Below are 19,713 nucleotides of genomic sequence, written 5' to 3'. Positions count from 1 at the left end.
TCCAACTTTTAGTTGGCTGTGTTTTGTAGTCGTGAGGATTAGCGCCGGAATAAAGTGCTACAGGAGATTTGAGGGTTAACCACTCGGCGCTAAATGGGGGATGGCTACCCATCTGCGCGGGAGCCTTCAAGAAAATGATTCGAATAGCTGGCGGCGTAGTTCATTCGCATCCGTCAGGTGATAATTAAGGCGTACATGCTCGGCCAGCGAGCACTGATAGTCTTCCATCTGGTTTTTTTCAGCGGCCAGCGCCTTCATCTTTCGGGAAAACTCATGCGCGCTCTCAGCGTAGAGAACGTGATCGCAGTCCACCTCATTGAAATAGGGTCGGACCTTGGAGGCGATAAACGCCAGTCCCTTGGCCCCAGCCTCAAGCATCTTCAGATTGGACTTGCAGCGGTTGAACGCTGTATCGACCAAAGGGGCAAGCGAGGCCTTGTGTCCGTCATACAACCGCATGTATTCCGCGAGCCGCATGGCCGGTTTAATCTTCTGGGCTTTGATGCCGCCGAGAATTTTTTTCCACTCCGAATCATCGAAGCGCACCCCGGCAATAGTCAATTCAGGCGACTGGGGCAAAAGCTTCAGGTCTTCACGGTGCGACGCGCCACCGGCCCAAATGAAGGGCGTATCCGATTCCAGATCCTGGGACCGGGTAAATTGCCCTTCGTCATATGGCAAAGCGTTGGGGATCACCACCACATTGCGATTAATCTTCCTGACCTGTGAAGCGAGATGCGGTGTCGTGACAATCACAGCCGCCGCCTCTTTCAGACAAAGCGGGATGACTTCATTTACACCAGCCTTGCGGAATCGGTCATAAAGGTAGTGGCCCTCATCAAGCATCCAGTGGTCATCTATGTCGATCACCACGCGGTAACCTTCACGCTTCTTCTGGATCATCTCTGCATAACCACCAGTGGGCATGCGGTTGCACCAGTAGACCGGTACTTTAGGCTGCGGCATCGTGGTCCGCTGCATGTGCTCATAAGGCAAAACAACGCGGTGGAAGTCGCAGGCCGTCGAAGGCCGCAGATCGGCAAACAGGTTTGAGGTGAGATTATTCTGGGTAGCCGACATAAACAGGGCCTCCATCTCTCACCAGTTGTTCTAACAATTTGTTTCCTGCTTCCATTCCGGCCTTCTTAACGTCGTCTGGCACAACTGATTTACGAAAGCCCGAGAACATGTCTTCTACATGAACCCCGGCCACTACTGAGAGAGGGACTTCCCAGCCGCAGGAGCGACCGCAGAGACCCGCCCGATGCGCGCGGTAAGCGTAGGTGATGTCTTCAGGGCCGTATTTTCCGTATCGCTCATCAAAATATCCGACCAGCTCAACGCATTTGCGGGTAAGCATCGAGAACTGCACCGTTACGCCGGTACAGAACAACACGCCATCGACATAGCCATAAGGCAATGTTTCAAAAACATGCGGCCAGCCGATGAAGTCCAATCCGCGTTTGTTTGCAGCCGTGATCGCCAGCTCCGCCCAATCTTCCCGGCGCGGTGTGACGTCATCGTCCATCAGGAAAATGTAATCACAGTCCTGATCGTAAAGAGACTTGAGAACGCGATTGCGGGCATAAGCCGGGCCGTTTCGATCTGCATCGGTAAACACCTCAAAGACAGCATTGCCGGGCATCGCATATTCAGGGATCAACCGGTCACCAGTGGTAATGACGCCAATGCCGATTTTCATAAGCTGCCTTTAATGAGAATGGGGTTTAGTCCCTGCCGTAGACGCTCGGGCGATACAGGTTTGCCTTATTGGGTCGTCACCATTTGGCAGGGACTAAAAAAGGTGGGTATACTACCCATAAATATATTGACGAACTCTCTTGATGTGGGTATTATACCCACATCAAGACAACATGGAGGCTTGATGCAAAGTAGAGAGTTGATAAAGCTTCTCGAAGCTGACGGATGGAAGGAGGTGGGACGCTCAGGAAGCCACCGCACTTTCTCAAAGGAAGGGGTAAGAGAAATAATCACCATACCCCACCCGAGGAAAGACACTTCAAAAGGCATTCTCCGACAGGTTCAGAAGTACACAGGAATGAAATTGTTGTAACTCAGGGCGCGGCGAAAGCCGCCCCTTTAACTCTGCATCAGCCGTTAAACACAAGAGGTTTATATGATTTACCCAATCTTCATTTTCAAAAGCGAAAGCGGCTTTGATGGCTACTTCCCTGATGTTCCAGGATGTTTCTTTTCTGGTGACACGCTTGAAGATGCCGTTAAAGATTCTGAAGCAGCGTTTGGGGCGCATTGTGATGTGTTAACCGAAAGAGGTGATCACGTGCCTGCGCCAGCCGACGTATCCGCTTATCTTGGTGATGAAAGACTCATTGAAGATGGCGGATTTCTCGGCTTTGTGGAAATTGACCCAACAAAATATGAAAGCAAGGCAGTTAAGTTCAACTTAACGATGCCAAGCAATCTCATCGCGGCGATCGATAGGTTTATCGAGAAGAACGGCCAGTATAAAAACCGCTCTGCCTTTCTCGCTGAGTTAGCAAGGAAAGAAATTGCGCGCGGATAAAGCCTAAAACGCAAAAAGCCCAGACCGGTTAAAGTCTGGGCTTTTGTTTATCTTTTTAGGTTCCGCAACGAATCAACGGAATCTCAGCGTTAGAGAACAATACACACAGATTCGGGAAAAGTAAATAGCCCACAATAAAATAGTGAACAAGCTTTATCGTACTAGTGAGATTGAAATACAAAACCCACGGTCAAGTGGGTTTGTTTTTGTAAATAAAGTTAATTACCTAAAATCCGCCTTCGCAGTCCCGCCGCCGTATCAGTTATCCCTGACAGGGCAGTTCTGATAGCTTCCAATTCATGCTCTGGGAAATCCTCTATACCATAGGTGTTGTCTAATGCGCATTCAGCAAAGTGGCTAATGTCTTGCATTAGCGCAGAGATAAACTCTAAGCCTTGATTTGCTTTAAACTCTACGATATTAGGCTTTTTATCCGGAAATTTAATTACTGTCATTTATATACCTTTTTAAGGTCTATGTTGTTAACAGCTTTCCACGCTTCAGCGGGCCAAGCCTTGACAGAACCATAAGTTTCATCTGGAACGTCTTTGCCGCTAAGTCCGTTCTGCTTGCACCACTTACGCATTGGATACGGGCTATATTTTGTTCCCGTTTCACGCTCAACCGCTTTAATGGTCGCAAATTTTGAGCATTCACCAAGTTTAGCGGCAAGTTCGTTCTTTTTGCGGACCGCTGCTGAGGCAGTTGCCATTGCCGTCGCTTCACGCTTTTCACCAATCCAAGCTTTAGTCTGGACGGCATGATCACGCTGTTCTGCCAGCATCCGGTTTTCTTTCACCTTAACGAGCAAATCCTCCAGAGCTTGCTCATAACTGAGCGGCAAGACTGATGATGTCTGTGGACGGAAGTAGGAGTCCTCAAGTTTTTCGAAAAATGACCAAGCTTCGTCAGTATCAACAACCTTAGACATTCGTGCTGCGCCCTTTTCAGTCCAGAGGGTAAGGCTGCGAGCTTTGTTCGAAATTTGTGCGTGACTATTAGTCACTCGCAAATCTTGAAGCTCATCACCTTCGATAGTAAAAATATGCACTCCTTCAACGAAACGTTCATTATTACGTGACAGATTTTTTCTGATATTCGCCTCATCGGTCCCGTAACCCTTAGCTAGGGTCACAGTAGTCAAAACGCGTACACCTCGCAGCTCAATCACTGGTAGCAGGTCAGGATCGACAAGATGAATAGATTTTGCTACATTTAAGCCAGTTGATGTTGATTGTTGCATTAGAATCTCCAATCAGTAGTAATCTGAACCGCCAACTCCACATTGGCGGTTTTTCTTTTTGCGTCGTCCAGTGCGCCTTTCAGTGCAACTCCTTACGAATCATTCCCAGCATCTTTTCCTGACGCTCACCCTGACGCCCAGAACCTTTGATATGCGCCGTTTCACGTGCCAGTACCTTGCGTGATTCTTCCAGCGGATAAACCGTCTCATGAGAAAGGTCGTAGAAGTTTCCAGCCCAGCGCGATTCAATGCTGGTGAGTGCCGGGTAAATAAGCTTGCTCATCTTGCGAGCGCGTTCTGCCCACAGCCATACGTTTGTCATTTGAAGCAACTCCTCATCTGAGAACTGCTTAACGATCGGTGCGGGTAATTCCTGCTTCGGCATCCATTCACCTTCAATCACCTTGCCTGCCAAATACTCGACCGCTTCAGCGGTCTGCTTCGGTGAAAGTTCGTCGATATGGTTTACGCCGAACTCTTTATGCACCAATTTATAAACCGCCTGATAGGTCAGCCCATATTTACCCATGATGCGATTTACGATGCCGCGCAATGGCGTGCGATCGTCAACAGTGGTTTCAGGCTTACGGACCGCTGCGCCTTTAGTCCAATAATCATGGAGGGCTGTGAAACATTCTTCCTGATAACGGATCAGGCGGTCGCGGATATCATCTCGGACTTTTGCCGGGTTGATGCTGAACAGCCAGCCGTTGAGTTTCTGTAATGGGAGACAAAGAAGCTTTCGAACCTTCCCATCGGCAGCAACCATAGAGATATCTCTACAGTTGAATTTATCCTTTTGATTTCGTAATTTAACCGACTGTCCCGTCCAATCAATACCAATGTTCTCGACAATTGGCCGCATCGCCACATAAGCCACACCCGCTGCCATAGCCGTGATAATACTCTGACCGTGGAACGGTAAAGAGGTAGTGTTCACTGCTTCAATAATTGCTATACTGTTCATGTTGGTTACTCGCTTAAGGTTACTGACAAATCAGAAGCCCTGACTGTTCGAGCAGTTGGGGCTTCGTCGTTTTCAAGCTTCATCTTTTCTCTGCCCTATCAATCCGTATACCTTCTTCAACTGATAGATCACTTCAGTAGTAAACTGGCGACTCTCCGCCTCACCATTCCTTTGAATTGCCAAGCACAACTCTTCTGGGAAACGAATCTTTCGCTGGTACATGTCTTTTGCTTTTTGCATCTCACCCCTCCTTTTTGCCTCACCGTGAGGCAAATTTATTGTCACACCGTGCGTCATTGAAGTCAACCCCACCGTGGGGCATAATTCGGAGGGATATGTATAATCAAATTTGGAATCGCTATGAGCAGAGAAGACCCTCAATTTCGAATCAGACTCCCCGTTGAATTAAAAGAAAAAATTGAAATCTCAGCAAAAGGCAGCAACCGCACTTTGAACTCTGAAATAGTTCAAAGACTAGGCTTGAGCTTTCTGAATGAAATCCCTGCCGATGAATTAATTTCGGCCAAAGAGGCAATTGCCATCGTTAACAAAGCTAAAGATGAGTTGTCGAGCATCGTATTTAAAAGAACATTTGCTGAGATAAATAAGAAGATAAGAATTGGACATACTAGTTTCAGTGTAGAGCTGAGTGATCTCGAGCTATATGGGTTAAGTGATGATGACTTTGCAGCAGTATTCCAACCGACCTTTAGCCGCTTAAAAGAGCTTGGGTATATCGTGCTAGAAACCTCATGGGACGCTGATGGTTTTTTGGTAGAAATTCCTCAGCAATCAGAATAGCAACAACTAAAAGCCCGTCTTACAGGCCGCTCCCCCCCATTTTTCGCTGATGCGGTAAACCATGCTAACTTATCGCTGTAAATGTGATGGATTCGATTATGTCGCTATCAATCGTTAGCAAGAGATAAGTATTTTTGCACAACAAAAAGCCCACCTAAGTGGGCTGTACCGAGTTATCTAGCCACCTTCGCTAAAACACTATTCGCATACCCCTCTTCAATTTCTAATCTGGTAATAAGCTGATCGTAAAAAGGCTTTACCGTCTTTTTCCAAGTATCCAGCGAGAGCACATCAGTAACCAGACAGACAGCGTTATAGGCATCAGTAGAAGGCATGCGCTCATAACCTCTGCCGCCACATCGCTTACAGTCGCATAACACCGGAACACCCTGCTCTTCACTTAATTTTCGGCTTACAGCCCGTCCTCTGCCCTTACAGTCATTGCAGGAGGACGAAATTACTCCCTTCCCATCACATTGATGGCATTTAAGCCTTACCACCTCGCGCACATTGCGTCTTATTCCACCTGAGAGCGGTGCTTTCATGGTGAATACCTCTGCATCAATAAACCCTGATGCCTGACAACTTGGGCATGGCTTTTTACTGGCCGCGCTTTGGCAGTGATCCAGATACGCATAAGTTGCGAGGATTTGCATAACGATTGGTTTAATATCAGTTTCGAGTTTGCGTAAGGCGGCAACCTTATCGCAGGTTTTTAGTGCAATATCTTGAAGTAATGAAACGGCGCGAGTTGCGTCGTTTTTGCTAATCCCAATCTTACCCATGAAAGCGCTATATCCCAGTGGCGCTAAGCTTTGAGTCAACCCCATAGCTCCCATCATATCCGTTCCAGATAAAGCGTCAGATGCTGTTGCAGGCGGCATGCTGGTGAAATTCTGCGTTTTTGGGAAGTGAAATTTAACGCTAGATTCAAGGCTCATTTCTTTCTCCGCTTTGGATGGGTGTCCCATGATTGCCAGTGGGCTGGCTGAGGTTCTGGTTTGATAGGCCTAAAGAGGTGCAGGATTAAAACCAGAATGGGCATTTATCGCTCCCCTGTTCAGCTGCAACTGCCTTATAGGCGCGGAGAACGTGCCTGTTCTGGCCGTACAGCGTGATCTTGAAGGTCAGCCCGACTGCCTCCCATTTGTTGACCGATGCGATGTGCAGGCCTGCTGCTGCAATCCTTCTCGCCTTATTGAGTTGCCAGAATGGGCCGGAGATGTGAATGCGGGACGTCTCACCATTGACGAAGTGGGTTATTTTCATGCAGTTTCTCTAGGTTGTTTTAATGCTTTCCTTTTGGCCTTGTACTCATCCCTGATGCGTTCGTAGTCTTCTCTGCGGTAACGTACAGCCTCATGCGGCCCCATCAGTTGCTGATAGGCTTCTTTGCCAATTTTGGCGATGATTGCGGGGGTGTAGTTCTCGATGTTGCCGGAAAGGTGGTTATTACAGGGGGCGCACTGTTTATGGCAGTTGGCTTCTATAAACCTCAACTCAGGGTTTGCTCCTACCGTTCGATAATGCCCGGCATGGTACTGTCCATCATGGAAACGGCCGCAGCTAATACACGGCTGTGACATATCACGCTCACGGATATATGCATTAAATTCGGTCTGGGCTTGTTTGGCGAAGTAACTGAGTGGTTTTACTGCGAGCTTTCTTACTTTGAGGGATTGCCTTTCTTGCTGGGCTTCTTTCTTTCGCCGTCGCTCCTGCTCCTGTATGCGCTTCTGCCGGGCTCTGTCTGCTATCTGGACCGCGTATTCAACTTTGTGGTCTTCGCAGCACCACCACTCATACAGCGTGCCTGGCTTAAATCTGGTTTTACATATCTTGCAGTTACGGCTCTTCGGGAGCTTCATCCCCTTCTCTCCTCTCAATATCATGCCCCATCATGGCCCACCAATCGGCGCAGTCAGCGCATGCATAAGTCTCATCGTCGCTAAGTGGCGTGCCACAGCCTTGGCAAACTGGATCGTCGTTCATCTGGTAAGCCTCATACGGTTCCAGCGGGCCTGAAGGAGTCCGTGGAGATAGTCGAATGTTTTTATCTGGCTTGGTTCAGGTGGTTTGATGGGTTTCTTGCGGTGGGGTACTCGGAATATTGCGTTGTTTTCGATTCGTTGCCAGGGAGATTTAGCCATGCCTCTCACTCCCTTTTTTTGAGGTTTTCACCATGAGTCTACCGTTAATTATGGCGTGTGATGTTGCTGCGTGGTCTCGGGCATACTTCATAATGGTCGAGCGATTCACATCCAGTATACGGGCAACCTCTGATTGATTTCCCCGTGTAGTGACCAGTAGTTCAGGTATGGTTTTCACTTCAGTTATCATGCTGCTTTTCTCTTGTTTTGCTCACCCCATCGATTAGCCCACTCGATGTGAAGCCGAGACTCTTCGCTAAACGTCACGCCCTGCTCCGTGCCGAACCAGTAGATAGCCTCAATCACCTCGACCATCTCACTGACGCGCATTTTGCTGGTACGACTGCCGAACATGACCACACCACCGCCGATTCCAGGGGCCGTCTTTTGCTCCTGCTTTTTCATCTTGGCGACCAGGGCAGTGATTAAATCTTTCCACTCGTCCTCGTCATACTTCTCGCCGTACCAAACGACTTGCAAAGACAGGTCATGCAGCAGTGGCCACATTTTCCGGTTCTGGGACAGGGTTCGTTTTGGTGGGGATACTTCGACTTCAAATGGCTTGGAGGGGTCTAGCGGGAGTTGCTTGATTTTCTCTATCAGGTTGCTTCTGTACTGCTCGTTTCGGAGGTAGAAGGTTTGTTTATCCATTCCCACCTCTCTGGCCTAGCCCGTGCTTAGCCCGCAATTCGGCGATTTTCTTAAGCTGGCTGCTCTTGCTCAGTGCACCCTTGACGCTTACCACCTGCTCAGGCTGACGCTTTGGCATGCCATACCCGGTTTCGAAAAATTGACCTGTCATGATTTCACCTGAGTGCGATAGCTCGACCAGTTGAAGTTTACCCACATGCCACCATCCATTGTCATGCGGTCCATGATGCGAGCACCCAGAAGCTCATTCAGCGCGTTAGCATCGAGATTTGTCAGCATGCCCACTGGCTTTTTGTTCGCAAGGCGGCGATCGACAATCTGGAACAGGATGACTCCCTCGTTGGTGTTGCCCCGCTGCACGCCGATATCATCTAGCACCAGTAGGTCAACATTGCAGAGGTCATTCATCAGGGAGGCCTCAGTTTGTCTTGCACCGTCTTGATAGGTTTCACGGAAACGCATCATCAGGTCAGGCACAGTTACCACGAGCACGGATTTATTGCGGGCAAGCAGCGCATTGCCGATTGCCGCAGCCAGATGGTTTTTACCGGTGCCGCAGCCGCCGCTGAAGATAAACCCGCCAAATCCATTGCCGAAGTCACTGGCATAGCGTGAGGCCTTGTCCAGCGCGTTCTGTTGCCCTTCATGCTTGGCTACGTAGTTCTCAAACGTGCATCCCCGGTGAAGCTCCTGGATACCAGATCGACCAAGCACAGCTTGGAAACGTGCCTGCCGGTTCTGCTCAGCAACACGCTGCGATGATAAGCGGCCCTGCTCGTCCTGCCATGCCCGCCATTCTTCAGGGGTCGTGAATTTTGGCTGGGTGCCAGCCGGTACGGCTCTTTGCAGAAGCTGGAGCCTTTCTTGAACGCTAAATCTGCTCATCCAGTGAAGCCCTCCGGTATATGGTTCATGGGTTTGTTAACCTGTGTGATAGTCACGTTTTTACGTGCAGGGAATTTCGGCTTAAACAAGCCCTGCCAGCCATTGGCGATACTGGCGTTTATCACGTCGGTTGGGTTATACCCCTCATCAAGGCATTCCTTCAGCAGCTTGAAGGCCATAGATACCGCCCGCTCAGTTTTTATTGGCTTCTTGGTTTCAGCTCGATTGTTTACCCAGTCCTTCCAGGCATCCGCGTTTAGCCATTCGGGGATTGGGATGCTTAACGGGTCGAACGATTTGGCTTTCGGCATAAAAGGGGATATAGGGGTTTTAATAATGTCTTTATTGTCTTTTGTAATATTGTCTTTTGTGTTTAACAGATTCTGTAAATTACCTTTTACTGATTCCGTAAAGGTTTTCTTTACAGGTTCTGTAAAATTTACAGATTCAGTAAGGTTTACAGATTCGGTAAATGTTTTATTTACTGATTCTGTAAAGGGTTTACTGATCCCGTTAAACTTCGTTTGCCAGGATGATATCTCCTTATTGATGCCTACCACCCTGCCAGACAGAGTGAGAATATTCATTTTAACCAGCTTGTTTCGCTCGGTGCTGCACCTGGTTTCCGGCAGGCCGGTTAACTCTGACAGCTGGGCATTACCCACCCAGTCCGCCGTTTTGTTATAGCCGTATGTCTTTCGAATGATAGCCAAGGTGATCAGGAGTTGGTTTTGTGTAAGTCCAGAGCCTATAACCGCCTCAAGCAGCTCATTAGCGATACGGGTATAACCGTTGTCGGTATCAACCACGCGACGCTCCTGCCCCCCTGTATCAGAGGGGAATTGAAGTATTTCTGCTGTATTCATTTGGCCTCCGTGCCGGGATTAATTCCACTGCGGTAATCAGCAATGATGCTCATCACCTCATCTTTCACACCCAGAGGGATGTGAATGAATTCAGGCCCAGCTGTTCCCTCACTCGCATCACAAAGCAGCTCAACCAGACGGCGAGCCTTTGACGCGCTGAAAAGTGGGATTGCATCTGAACGGGTGATTTTCTTCTTGCCAGCTGCCTTAGCTTTCACCAGTTGGTCAGCGGCCACGGTTGAAGCATGAGGGCCATGCTCACGAGACAGCGCCACAGCGGTAGAAGCTGCAACTTCGCCGGATTTAACCATCTCAATCAGTCCATCGCCCACCTCAAGAAGCTGAAGGTGGTGATCAACGTCTGCCAGAGAGCGCTTAACCTTTTTGGCAATCTCTCCCGGGGTCCAACCCTGATTAATCAAACGCTGATAGGCCGCCGCGCGCTCCAAAGGCGTTAAAGGCTTGCCCTGTGAGCTGCTGACCATGAATGCAATGCGGTCGGCGTCCGAACCAACGAAGTCCTTACACTCAAGGCGCGGAATTTCATGACCGGCCTCAGTCGCCAACTTGGCACCGTAATAGCGGTGATGACCGTCTATGATCTTGACGCCCTTCTCCGTTACTTCAACGGCCAGCGGCGGCAGATATTCCCCGGCAATAAACGCATCGCGAAATTCTTCAACGTGCTCATGGTCAATCTCACGAACGTTAAAGCCCGGTTCAACGTAAAGCTCGTTCAGCGGCACAAGAAAGGTCTTCTTAACAGTGGTTTCTGTGCCGTTCTTCTCTTTCGATTTGTACATTTGGGAAAGTGATGACATAATTACTCCTGTGAATTGATCCAGTCTTTTCGCACTAGGCCGCAAAAGAGTTCGAGCTCTCTTGCGGCTTTTCTTTTGTCATTTCCAGTTGTAGCCGTGAATATTCGAGCTGTATCCATATCAGGTGCCTGTAGTGCTCCAATGGCATCTTCTTTTCCCCACGCATGACAAAGTCCTCAACACCGCAAGCGGCGAGAGTTTCCATAAGCTCTGGGTATTTTTCGGTTCGGCGGAGAACGGTTGAGTCGGCAACCGCAAGTAGCTTGGCTACTACTGACTGCCGGGTGGTGATTAAAGCTTGATGTGCGGACGCCAGTAAATGACGGCCAATAAACGCAACACTGCTAGATTTGCGTGGGCTTGCGTGTTCCATGCGTAATACTTCCTGTTAGTTGATAGACGTAATCAACCCGTGGGGATGACCACTATTGTTAGTGCGACCGAATCAGTCGCGGTTAAATTGTTTAAAGAGCGGTGGTTCTATGCTGCTAACGTCTTGGAATTTGGGAACGGCTTAAGCTCTTGTGCTTCCACTCGACCATCGTCATGAATGATGACAGTGATTTTTCGTCCTAGGGCCAGAGCCTTGCTAATTGCACTTTGGCGGATGCCAAAAAGCTCAGCTGTTTTCTCTTGGCCTTTGCTGGACACGAACTCTTGAAGTGAGATTCTTTCCATAAAGGTCTCCTTGTGTATTAAGTCTTAATTATCACCAATAGTAATGAACAAGTCAACACTAAAGGTGATTGGGCTTTATCTCTTTGGGTGATAAATTGATCGTATGAAAAAGAAACCCCTAACGACTGAGCAACTGGCTGATGCCATACGGCTTAAGTCCATATTTGAAATGAAGAAAAAAGAACTCGGATTGTCTCAAGAGACTCTTGCTGAGTTGATGGGTATGGGGCAAAGCGGGGTTGCACAGTTATTGAATGGATCTAATGCCATCAATACCACGCACGCAGCGCAGTTCGCTAAGATTCTTGGCATAAAGGTTGATGAATTCAGCCCTTCGCTGGCAACAGAGATTTCGGAGATGTATGAAGCGGTCGCTCAAAATGGAACGGCGATACCGAAATATTCATACCCGCTCCTTACTAATGTGCAGGCGGGAGCATTTGCTTCGGTCGGTTCATTCCGTGAGGCCGATGCTAAGGTCTGGGTGGATACTACCCGCAAGGCCAGTAGATACGCATTCTGGCTTGAGGTGTCGGGTCACTCAATGACTGCCCCGCCAGGTAGCAAGCCGAGTTTTCCTGAGGGAATGCTGATACTAGTTGACCCAGCAGCAGACGTTGGAAATGGTGATTTCTGCGTTGCAGGCATTTATGGCGACTCAGAGGTCACATTTAAGAAGTTTGTCCGAGAGGATGGCAAGCCTTGGCTTGAACCACTGAACCCCAACCCGCGCTATCAGAGCTTAGAGTGTAACGAGAACTGCCGAATAATCGGAAAGGTAGTCAAGGCTCAATGGCCTGAAGAGACGTTTGGTTAACAGAAGGATTTGCGTAGCATGAAATTTAGATTCCTCCCTCCAGTCATCGTGCTTCTTGGTGCGGCTGGCTTCATGATTTGGTTCTTTGCAATTGGTGGGGCTGCTCACGGCGGGTGATAGTGGGCTGAGGGGGCGTTTGGGTGATAGTTACGTATTTACTGTATAAACGATCAGGTTTAGACTAATGCACAGGACAAGCATTGATGGATAGTGACGATATGAAGTTCAGAATAGTTTACGATGGCCCAGCACTAGATACGCATGAAATGGATGTGCGTGATCTTGCGCCTGCGCTACTGTCTCTATCAGATGCGTTAGAAGAAGCTGGTAAAACTATTTATGGAAAAGAAAAGCGTATATCAGTAAAAGTCAACGCATCTTTCAAAGCCGGCTCCTTTGGTATCGACCTCATTGCGCAGTCATCATCTATAACGAGTCAACTTATAGGCGTGTTTTCTGGGAATAATGCTTCTGCCGCGTGCAATATCATAGCTCTTGTTGGATTTGGGTATTATGCTTCAAAGAAATCCTATAAAGGTCTTATTCAACTAATAAAGTGGCTTGGTCCTCGAAAAATACAAAGAATTGAACCAACATTTGATGGTTGCACAATGATCACTGTTGATGATGAAAGTGAAAGTTTTGAAGACCAAGTTATTGAACTTTATAAAAATAAAAAACTTAGAAGATCTTTAGAGAAAGTGATTGCTAAACCATTAGAAAAAGAAGGGATTGAAAGTTTCGCTGTAACCATCGATAACGGAAAAACGTTTGTGGAAGTTAGTAAGGAGGAAGCAGAGTTTTTCAAGGTTGACGGCATTGCTGAAATTATGATTTCCGAATCAACGACCGAAAAGGCTCTTCAACCAATCGATATCTCTTTCCGAGAAGGTAAAAGATGGCAGTTTTCTGATGGCGGGTCTTTATTTGAAGCTGAAGTAAGTGATCAGCACTTCATTGAAGCCATTGATGAGCAGACTGTTGCCTTTGCTAAAGGAGATCTCTTGTTAGTTGATTTAAAAGTAACGCAATATATGGCCGAAAAGGGAATTAAGACTACTTATGAAGTCGTTAATGTTAAGAAGATTATAAATCCTCAGAGGCAAATCGATTTCCCATTCTAATCTAAAAACGAACTTAAAAATTATTATTACCCGCCACCCAGCCGGGTTTTTTGTGCTCCTAATCCGCTAAATCCCTATTCCCCACCAAATCACCACACCTAAACGCAGGTGCGATGAGTCACGCCTGAAGAAAATTAAAAATAAATACTCTTAAAATTCATATTCATAATCACTAACAGTAATTTATTATCACCAATAGTGTTGACTATAAAATTACTATTGGTGATACTAACTTCATCGAAACGAAACATCGATACGGCAGAAGGAACTATCAGCCGTGTTGGACAGGAGTCCGACTGCTTTTTAACAATCAGATATGCGACTGATTCGGTCGCACCAAAGCGCGGTTAGTTTTGGGTCGTTATTTTCGATAGGCGTTAGATCGGAAATGGATACCAGGCAGCAGATGGCTTACGTCGTCCACGTCGTGAAGATGACGACACCAAAGCTAACCAACGGAGTAATCCAAATGAACGCAAAAGAACGCAAGAAGCTGGCACGTGCTGCTGTGCACAGAGCTGAGCGCATGAAAGATGTTGAGTTAGAGAAGCGTGTCGCTGTGAGCCTCTCAGGCTGCTCTACGCGGGTCTATAAAGCAATAACGCTGATTGAGTACAAAGCTAAGCCACGCAGCAAGCCTGAGCCTGATTACGGCTCGATATGCATACCAGATGTTGCACGATTCGCAGCTGGCCACCGTAAATCAGCAGAAACAGTAACAGCGAGGTGATTCATGCCAATTGACCACGGTGTCCTGAATCTTCCGCTGGCGAAGCGCGGCAACTTCCACAAAGAGTTAGACGACCACCTAGAAGCCGAAAGCCGCCGCAAAGAGGATGCGCTATACCTGCGGAAAGCGGAGTTCAACAAAGCCAAGGAAGAGGCCAAGCGGCTTTATGCACTGATGGATGACAGCCTGATAAAGGCCGAAGCAAAGAAACGCGGCATGAAAGTAGGTGAATTCAGAGAAGTGCTGATGTCCATTCGCGATAGCCGACCAAAACTGGCCCCGGTAGCTTTTTCGGCACTCACAGTAACAGCTCGATAAGGAGTGAACATGTCAAATTACGGAAGCATCAGCATTGAATGGCTGCAAAGCCTTTATGAGGAAGGTGGTTATGCGGTTGTGCTGTGCGGCGACAAACAAGAAATGTTAGACGCCGTTTTTGAGCCTGATTTAGCTGCCTAACCCCTACCCCAACGTTAGATAAGAGGAGTGGTGAAGATGGATTATTTCGCGCACGATTCTTAGGCTGATGATTTTCTTGATGAAGACTACACAGAGGTTTACGCCTGAAATCACAGTGACTTTACCCTGCGCCTACTCAACAAGGGCGCATGAATAAAGTTTCTCCAAGCCCTGACGATATCTGAGTGGCTTAAAAAACAGATGGGAGCCGGTGGAAGCCCGGCGCAAAACGGAGAGAGTGCTCTTTGGGGTGTGGTGAATGTGCAGGCTGATGCGCTGAGACGTCAAGGTGATGATGCTCAAGCTGCCTGGGCACGGTTCGCAAAATGGTGAGCGGCAGGATTACTTAGCGAGAAATCATCAATGCCGGAGTTCAGTACCGGCCACCACACCACCAAAGAGCATCAACAACGAGCTGCCAATAGGCGGCTTTTTTTACGACTGAATATTGAGAGGTAAGTATGGCCTGTAAATGTTTCAAAGAAATCGAAGAAAAAATGGATGCTCGTATGCGGAAGCATTACGGCGAAAATGCAGCTGAGATTGATGAGTCCAGCTTCGCCAATCAGGTTTACCTCTTCGAGGAGGGTGATTTCTGTAACGTCATGCTTCCATACCTGTTCCGATTTTATAAGCGCAAGAAAAACGGAGACCTTGAGCAGCGGCTAACGAACGGCGACACGAAAGTCGCCATTAATTATTGTCCATTTTGCGGCACCAAGTTTGAGGGTGCAGCTAAAGAAAAGGAATCGGCGCACTAACCCCGCCCACCCAAATCAATATCGGAGCCTATATGACTTACAACGAAAAGTTTTGGCCTGCATTGACGTTTGGTTGCCTCCTATTTTGGGTGTTGATGGGATTTCTAACTTTTATTTTTCTGATGTGAGGAGCTGATTATGAGCAAAGAAACAGGCGGCACGGCTTTCCCTCTGCCAAATGAAAGTGAAACGTGCGCGGGTTATGAAGGCATGACATTGCGCGACTACTTTGCTGCAAAGTCTATGCAGGCCACTCAATCAAACCCTGAGTGGAATCACTGGAGTACGGAACAACATGCTGAGTATGCATATGGAGTGGCTGACGCCATGCTGGCAGAAAGGGGTAAGCCATGAGTGAGTGCAAGAATAGGTATTGCATAGATGGAATTGAGTTCATCCCTTGCTGCTCTGGTTTTGAATGTGGCTGCATGGGTCAGCCAGTAGCAGCTAAATACTGCCCTGAATGCAATGAAGAAAAACGCGAACCTTCCGATGAGGATGCAATTGAACGTCTCGAATACGTTGAATGGCTTGACGACTAGCCCCTTCCTGCTGCGCATTCACTGAGTGCTCAGCATGATAAGCGCCCAACTTATCAATCCTCTCATTGTTCATCTTGGCCTCGCACACGCGGGGCTTTTTTTCGCCTGTATCTAGCTCAAAGCGCTTATTTCGAGTGCTTCGACTTATGTACACCTCAACCAAGGAGATCGCCGTGAGCGAGACAACGGAATTATCAGTTATCGAGATTAAGCCGGAACAGGCTCCGGCGCTGTACATCCCCAACGGACTGGAAAGCTATTTTGAGCACATCAAGGCCAGTGTCAGTGAAGCGCCAGACCTAAGTACAAAGAAAGGTCGTGACCGCGTTGCCTCTCTGGCCGCTCAGGTAAGCCGCAGCAAAACCGCCGTCGAAAAGCCTGGTCGTGAATACCTTAAGCGGCTTAAGGAAGCTGTCCGCCCTGCTGAGCAGGAAATTAAGCGTTTTGTTGATGCCTGTGATGCGCTGCGTGATGAAACGCGCCGCCCGCTGACCGAGTGGGAAGCTGAGCAAGAACGTATCGCGGCTGAGAAAGCTGCTGAGGAAGAGCGGCTACGTATCGAGGCTGAGCAGGCGGCCGCCGCCGAGGCACTGAAAAAGCAAATCGAAGATGGACACGAGCTGGCCCTGCTCATGAATATTCAGTTCGACCGCGACGCTGCCGACGCTCAAGCCGAAGCAGAACGCCAGCGCATTGCTCATGAAGAAGAGATTAAACGCCAGGCTGCTGAGCAAGCCCGTATCGATGCTGAAGAAAATATAAAGCGTGAACGCGAGGAATCAGCCCAACGCGAAGCTGCTTTAAAGCTCAAGGCCGAGCAGGAGGAACAAGCCAAAATTGAAGTTCAACAGGCGGCAGAGCGTGAAAAGAAAGAAGCCGCTGAAAAGGTCGAGCGCGACAAGAAAGAAGCGCAGGAACGCGCTGAGCGCGAGAAACAGGAGGCTATCGCAGAAGAACAACGCAAACAGCAGGAAGCTGAACAGCACCGAGTGGCAGAAGAGAAGCGCCTTAAGGATGAAGCTGATAAACGTGCTGCCGACGTAGCCCACCGCAAGACCATAGGTACAGCAGTCGTTAACGCATTAACCGAGCACGCAGGACTCACCCGCGAACAGGCTATCGAAACACTAAAAGCTCTGATGGACAACAAAATCCCTCACACCTCAATTCAATACTGAAACCGGAGTATCCCATGCAAACAACGCAACTTGCAGGGTGGCCTTGCGTGGGCTGCTCTGAATCACTGCTCGACATTATTTTTCGCAATGCTAAAGACGCCGCTAAGCGTGTTTGGCAAACCCTTCAGCAAAAGGGCGAACCATGAACATCAGGCGCGTCCTTCAGCTTCTGGCAAGGCAGGCAATCGAGCTTAATAACGAAAACCTGCTTGAAGTCACCTGGTCTCTATTTTCACAAAGCAAGGGGGCACTATGAACCCGCACCAAACGCAAGACACGCTTGAGCAACGCCGATGGGATAAACATCAGGCCGATATGGATAAGGATGACTGGATCAGCAAGCGTGCTGACGAGTTAAGCCTGCAATGGCCAGCGACGTTCAACGAGCTGAAAAATCCTTTCTTACCCCTGAGCGCTTTCGCCCAGGCAGCGGCAACGCAAAAGGTTAGCGATGCCTACGAAAACCTTATTTGGGAAATCTGCCTGACCCATGCCGAAGCAGAATGGGCAGAGCGATGGATGCTCGGGGAGGTTGCCTAATGCCTACAACCCTTGAAGTAATTCATCAGCAACTGATGCCTCTTGAGCAAGATTTTGTGGCTGTGTGTTCTGAGCCCTCAATCGGATTTAAACGCGAAGTTGAGTATGCGATGCAGATATTCAGCTCGAATGATTTCTTGTCGAAAGTAGCCACAGAAACTTGGCCAGCGACAAGAAGCTCCATTCTAAATCTTTCTTCGATAGGGATAACCCTGAATCCGGCCAAGAAACTTGCCTACCTGGTGCCGCGAAAGTTTAAAGATAAGTTTCAAGTCTGTCTCGATATCTCCTATTTCGGTCTGATGCACATTGCCCAGCAGTCAGGGGCAATCCTCTGGTGCCAATCAGCGATTGTCCGCAAGAACGACAAGTTTATGCGCACGTCGATCGACAAGCCCCCTATTCACGAGTTCAACGAATTCGACACTATCGAGAGTCGCGGCCAGGTGGTCGGTGCGTATGTCGTGGCTAAAACACCAGACGGTGATTACCTGACTCATACCATGCGTGCCGAGGATATCTATGCCATCCGCGACCGATCTGAAGCATGGAAGTCTTTTGTCTCCAAAAAAATAAAATCATGCCCTTGGTCAACTGACGAAGAGCAGATGATTTTGAAGACAGTGGTCAAACAGGCATACAAATATTGGCCGCGGCGTGACCGCCTGGACGAAGCGATCGATTACGTCAATAACGAGGCTGGTGAGGGGATTAATTTCGCCCAAGAGCGTGGAGATGAAAAAGACATTTCCCCAGCCAGCGCTGAGACGCTTCAGAACATCACAGACCTTCTAACCCAAGGCGATAAGACCTGGGAAGACCTTTACCCGCTCTGTTCACAAATTTTCAAGCGCCCTATCACCTCAGCCGAACAGCTCACTGAGCTTGAGGCCATAAAGGCACGTGACTTTCTCACCAAACGCATTAAGGCTGCCGCATGACAACACCAGAAATCATTCTGCAACGCACAGGGATTGACGTGCGAACTACCCAACAGGGAAGCATTGACTGGCTGAAATTGAGGCTTGGCGTTATTACAGCATCGGATGCTTCAAAGGTCATTTCAAAGCCACGGAGCGGCACTAAATGGACTGACACCAAGCTGACCTACTTCTATGGTCTGCTTGGGGAGGTTTGCACTGGAAATGTAGTCGAGGTTAACGCCAAGCCCCTGGCATGGGGGAAAGAGCATGAAGCATCAGCACGAACGCTGTTTGAATTCACAACGGACGTTAAAGTTTCGGATGTGCCGATAATTTACAAGGACGACTCGCTTCGGTGCGCCTGCTCACCTGATGGCATGTGCAGTGATGGACGCGGCCTTGAACTGAAAAGCCCTTACACAAGCGCAGTTTTTATGAAGTTCCTGTTGGGTGGTTTTGACGCCATCAAGGCCGATTACATGGCGCAGGTTCAATTCAGCATGTGGGTGACCGGCAAGGATGCCTGGTATTTCGCAAATTATGACCCGCGCATGAAGCGTGAGGGCTTGCACCATGTCGTTGTTGAGCGTGACCAGAAATTCATGGACGACTTTGACGAAATGGTACCCGATTTCATTGAGAAGATGGACGAATCTCTGGCAGCCATTGGCTTTGAATATGGCGAACAATGGAGATAGGTATGGCCTATACACTCTGGGAACCCTACGAGATAGAGTTCCTTACTGAAGTATCCGAAACGATGCCCCTCGCACTGATATCTGAAAAGCTCGAAAGACCAATAGATAGCATTCGCAAAAAAGCCAAAACACTTGGTCTCAAAACCACTTCATTTCGCAAGCCTCAACGCTGGACAGACGACCAAGTCGCCCTTTTCGACACTCACACAATCGCAGAGGTTGCTGCTATTACCGGCAGAACCTACGAGAACGCCTGGCATAAGAGAAGTCGAGTTCGCCAGAAGCTTGCCGCCTAACCCTCAAGTAAGGAATAAACCATGAAAATAATGCAGCC

34 protein-coding genes are annotated in these 19,713 nt (G+C 48.5%); 16 read left to right on the top strand and 18 right to left on the bottom strand.

What is annotated here, in order from left to right:
- Positions 1-126: 126 nt before the first annotated feature.
- Both O1V65_RS06090 and O1V65_RS06085 read right to left on the bottom strand, forming a co-directional pair.
- Positions 127-1,080 (bottom strand): glycosyltransferase family protein, encoded by a 954-nt coding sequence (locus tag O1V65_RS06090; RefSeq protein WP_269130293.1) that lies wholly within the window; start codon positions 1,078-1,080, stop codon positions 127-129.
- Complete coding sequence (locus tag O1V65_RS06085) at positions 1,061-1,702, bottom strand: glycosyltransferase family 2 protein (RefSeq protein WP_017491643.1); 642 nt, start codon at positions 1,700-1,702, stop codon at positions 1,061-1,063. The genes O1V65_RS06090 and O1V65_RS06085 overlap by 20 nt, the downstream gene beginning before the upstream one ends.
- Before the next feature lie 12 nt (positions 1,703-1,714).
- On the opposite strand from O1V65_RS06085, the gene O1V65_RS23140 reads away from it, so the two are divergent.
- A complete protein-coding gene (locus O1V65_RS23140) occupies positions 1,715-2,074 on the top strand; it encodes a type II toxin-antitoxin system HicA family toxin (RefSeq protein WP_420066645.1) in 360 nt (119 codons plus the stop codon).
- A gap of 63 nt (positions 2,075-2,137) precedes the next feature.
- Positions 2,138-2,545 (top strand): type II toxin-antitoxin system HicB family antitoxin, encoded by a 408-nt coding sequence (locus O1V65_RS06075; RefSeq protein ID WP_017491645.1) that lies wholly within the window; start codon positions 2,138-2,140, stop codon positions 2,543-2,545.
- 218 nt (positions 2,546-2,763) lie between these two features.
- On the opposite strand, the gene O1V65_RS06070 is transcribed toward O1V65_RS06075, so the two are convergent.
- The 4 genes from O1V65_RS06070 to O1V65_RS06055 form a co-directional block, all read right to left on the bottom strand.
- Positions 2,764-3,000 carry a hypothetical protein gene (locus O1V65_RS06070; protein ID WP_269130292.1) on the bottom strand — a complete coding sequence of 79 codons (237 nt, stop codon included), beginning with the start codon at positions 2,998-3,000 and terminating at the stop codon, positions 2,764-2,766.
- A complete protein-coding gene (locus tag O1V65_RS06065) occupies positions 2,997-3,788 on the bottom strand; it encodes an ORF6N domain-containing protein (protein WP_269130291.1) in 792 nt (263 codons plus the stop codon). The genes O1V65_RS06070 and O1V65_RS06065 overlap by 4 nt, the downstream gene beginning before the upstream one ends.
- A 79-nt stretch (positions 3,789-3,867) precedes the next feature.
- Entirely contained in the window at positions 3,868-4,755 is an 888-nt protein-coding gene (locus O1V65_RS06060; RefSeq protein ID WP_269130290.1) for a phage antirepressor N-terminal domain-containing protein, read from the bottom strand.
- Between the two features lie 72 nt (positions 4,756-4,827).
- Complete coding sequence (locus O1V65_RS06055) at positions 4,828-4,995, bottom strand: Arc family DNA binding domain-containing protein (RefSeq protein WP_269130289.1); 168 nt, start codon at positions 4,993-4,995, stop codon at positions 4,828-4,830.
- A gap of 120 nt (positions 4,996-5,115) precedes the next feature.
- On the opposite strand from O1V65_RS06055, the gene O1V65_RS06050 reads away from it, so the two are divergent.
- Entirely contained in the window at positions 5,116-5,556 is a 441-nt protein-coding gene (locus O1V65_RS06050; protein WP_269130288.1) for an Arc family DNA-binding protein, read from the top strand.
- A gap of 173 nt (positions 5,557-5,729) precedes the next feature.
- Here O1V65_RS06050 and O1V65_RS06045 read toward each other — a convergent pair whose 3' ends face one another.
- From O1V65_RS06045 to O1V65_RS05995, 12 genes are all read right to left on the bottom strand, one after another.
- Positions 5,730-6,497, bottom strand: coding sequence for an antitermination protein Q (locus tag O1V65_RS06045; protein ID WP_269130287.1), 768 nt, complete (start codon positions 6,495-6,497; stop codon positions 5,730-5,732).
- An 85-nt stretch (positions 6,498-6,582) separates the two neighbouring features.
- Positions 6,583-6,825 carry a hypothetical protein gene (locus O1V65_RS06040; RefSeq protein ID WP_017491647.1) on the bottom strand — a complete coding sequence of 81 codons (243 nt, stop codon included), beginning with the start codon at positions 6,823-6,825 and terminating at the stop codon, positions 6,583-6,585.
- On the bottom strand, positions 6,822-7,424 hold the full coding sequence (locus O1V65_RS06035; protein ID WP_269130286.1) for a recombination protein NinG: 603 nt from the start codon (positions 7,422-7,424) through the stop codon (positions 6,822-6,824). The genes O1V65_RS06040 and O1V65_RS06035 overlap by 4 nt, the downstream gene beginning before the upstream one ends.
- Positions 7,402-7,548, bottom strand: coding sequence for a protein NinF (locus O1V65_RS23200; RefSeq protein WP_474200151.1), 147 nt, complete (start codon positions 7,546-7,548; stop codon positions 7,402-7,404). Before O1V65_RS23200 ends, O1V65_RS06035 begins: the two co-directional genes overlap by 23 nt.
- A gap of 150 nt (positions 7,549-7,698) precedes the next feature.
- Entirely contained in the window at positions 7,699-7,896 is a 198-nt protein-coding gene (locus tag O1V65_RS06030) for a helix-turn-helix domain-containing protein (protein WP_017491650.1), read from the bottom strand.
- Positions 7,893-8,357 carry a recombination protein NinB gene (locus tag O1V65_RS06025; RefSeq protein WP_017491651.1) on the bottom strand — a complete coding sequence of 155 codons (465 nt, stop codon included), beginning with the start codon at positions 8,355-8,357 and terminating at the stop codon, positions 7,893-7,895. Before O1V65_RS06025 ends, O1V65_RS06030 begins: the two co-directional genes overlap by 4 nt.
- The gene (locus O1V65_RS06020) at positions 8,350-8,508 is read right to left on the bottom strand and encodes a hypothetical protein (RefSeq protein WP_269130285.1); all 159 of its coding nucleotides are present in this window, start codon (positions 8,506-8,508) and stop codon (positions 8,350-8,352) included. The genes O1V65_RS06025 and O1V65_RS06020 overlap by 8 nt, the downstream gene beginning before the upstream one ends.
- On the bottom strand, positions 8,505-9,242 hold the full coding sequence (locus O1V65_RS06015) for an ATP-binding protein (protein ID WP_269130284.1): 738 nt from the start codon (positions 9,240-9,242) through the stop codon (positions 8,505-8,507). Before O1V65_RS06015 ends, O1V65_RS06020 begins: the two co-directional genes overlap by 4 nt.
- Positions 9,239-10,108, bottom strand: coding sequence for a replication protein (locus tag O1V65_RS06010; RefSeq protein ID WP_269130283.1), 870 nt, complete (start codon positions 10,106-10,108; stop codon positions 9,239-9,241). The genes O1V65_RS06015 and O1V65_RS06010 overlap by 4 nt, the downstream gene beginning before the upstream one ends.
- The gene (locus tag O1V65_RS06005) at positions 10,105-10,929 is read right to left on the bottom strand and encodes a ParB/RepB/Spo0J family partition protein (RefSeq protein ID WP_269130282.1); all 825 of its coding nucleotides are present in this window, start codon (positions 10,927-10,929) and stop codon (positions 10,105-10,107) included. Before O1V65_RS06005 ends, O1V65_RS06010 begins: the two co-directional genes overlap by 4 nt.
- A gap of 34 nt (positions 10,930-10,963) precedes the next feature.
- Positions 10,964-11,302: a hypothetical protein gene (locus O1V65_RS06000; protein WP_269130281.1), complete on the bottom strand. Its 339-nt coding sequence runs from the start codon at positions 11,300-11,302 to the stop codon at positions 10,964-10,966.
- 107 nt (positions 11,303-11,409) lie between these two features.
- Positions 11,410-11,607 (bottom strand): Cro/CI family transcriptional regulator, encoded by a 198-nt coding sequence (locus O1V65_RS05995; protein WP_269130280.1) that lies wholly within the window; start codon positions 11,605-11,607, stop codon positions 11,410-11,412.
- A 103-nt stretch (positions 11,608-11,710) separates the two neighbouring features.
- Here O1V65_RS05995 and O1V65_RS05990 point away from each other — a divergent pair, with 103 nt between their 5' ends.
- The 13 genes from O1V65_RS05990 (at position 11,711) to O1V65_RS05935 (ending at position 19,675) form a co-directional block, all read left to right on the top strand.
- The gene (locus O1V65_RS05990) at positions 11,711-12,424 is read left to right on the top strand and encodes a LexA family protein (RefSeq protein ID WP_269130279.1); all 714 of its coding nucleotides are present in this window, start codon (positions 11,711-11,713) and stop codon (positions 12,422-12,424) included.
- 203 nt (positions 12,425-12,627) lie between these two features.
- Entirely contained in the window at positions 12,628-13,548 is a 921-nt protein-coding gene (locus O1V65_RS05985; RefSeq protein ID WP_269130278.1) for an LAPAL motif-containing putative phage structural protein, read from the top strand.
- Between the two features lie 469 nt (positions 13,549-14,017).
- Positions 14,018-14,278 carry a transcriptional antitermination N peptide gene (locus O1V65_RS05980; protein ID WP_269130277.1) on the top strand — a complete coding sequence of 87 codons (261 nt, stop codon included), beginning with the start codon at positions 14,018-14,020 and terminating at the stop codon, positions 14,276-14,278.
- Positions 14,279-14,281: 3 nt separating this feature from the next.
- Positions 14,282-14,596, top strand: a complete 315-nt coding sequence (locus O1V65_RS05975; protein WP_269130276.1) for a hypothetical protein — start codon at positions 14,282-14,284, stop codon at positions 14,594-14,596.
- 9 nt (positions 14,597-14,605) lie between these two features.
- The gene (locus O1V65_RS05970) at positions 14,606-14,737 is read left to right on the top strand and encodes a hypothetical protein (protein ID WP_269130275.1); all 132 of its coding nucleotides are present in this window, start codon (positions 14,606-14,608) and stop codon (positions 14,735-14,737) included.
- Positions 14,738-15,198: 461 nt separating this feature from the next.
- The gene (locus tag O1V65_RS05965; RefSeq protein WP_269130274.1) at positions 15,199-15,498 is read left to right on the top strand and encodes a hypothetical protein; all 300 of its coding nucleotides are present in this window, start codon (positions 15,199-15,201) and stop codon (positions 15,496-15,498) included.
- A 138-nt stretch (positions 15,499-15,636) separates the two neighbouring features.
- Complete coding sequence (locus tag O1V65_RS05960; RefSeq protein WP_269130273.1) at positions 15,637-15,852, top strand: hypothetical protein; 216 nt, start codon at positions 15,637-15,639, stop codon at positions 15,850-15,852.
- Positions 15,853-16,213: 361 nt separating this feature from the next.
- Positions 16,214-17,218 (top strand): coiled-coil domain-containing protein, encoded by a 1,005-nt coding sequence (locus O1V65_RS05955; protein ID WP_269130272.1) that lies wholly within the window; start codon positions 16,214-16,216, stop codon positions 17,216-17,218.
- A gap of 14 nt (positions 17,219-17,232) precedes the next feature.
- Entirely contained in the window at positions 17,233-17,364 is a 132-nt protein-coding gene (locus tag O1V65_RS23135) for a protease FtsH-inhibitory lysogeny factor CIII (RefSeq protein WP_227953969.1), read from the top strand.
- A 106-nt stretch (positions 17,365-17,470) separates the two neighbouring features.
- Complete coding sequence (gene gamL / locus O1V65_RS05950; RefSeq protein WP_227953970.1) at positions 17,471-17,758, top strand: host nuclease inhibitor GamL; 288 nt, start codon at positions 17,471-17,473, stop codon at positions 17,756-17,758.
- Positions 17,758-18,699: a RecT family recombinase gene (locus O1V65_RS05945; RefSeq protein WP_269130271.1), complete on the top strand. Its 942-nt coding sequence runs from the start codon at positions 17,758-17,760 to the stop codon at positions 18,697-18,699. Before gamL ends, O1V65_RS05945 begins: the two co-directional genes overlap by 1 nt.
- On the top strand, positions 18,696-19,379 hold the full coding sequence (locus O1V65_RS05940; protein WP_269130270.1) for a lambda exonuclease family protein: 684 nt from the start codon (positions 18,696-18,698) through the stop codon (positions 19,377-19,379). The genes O1V65_RS05945 and O1V65_RS05940 overlap by 4 nt, the downstream gene beginning before the upstream one ends.
- A gap of 2 nt (positions 19,380-19,381) precedes the next feature.
- Positions 19,382-19,675, top strand: coding sequence for a hypothetical protein (locus O1V65_RS05935; protein ID WP_227953162.1), 294 nt, complete (start codon positions 19,382-19,384; stop codon positions 19,673-19,675).
- Positions 19,676-19,713 lie beyond the last annotated feature (38 nt).

Source organism: Rouxiella badensis (genome assembly GCF_026967515.2).
GTDB classification, from domain to species: Bacteria; Pseudomonadota; Gammaproteobacteria; order Enterobacterales; family Enterobacteriaceae; genus Rouxiella; species Rouxiella badensis.
Note: the sequence above shows the minus strand (reverse complement) of the source record. Positions and strands in the feature narration are given on the sequence as shown.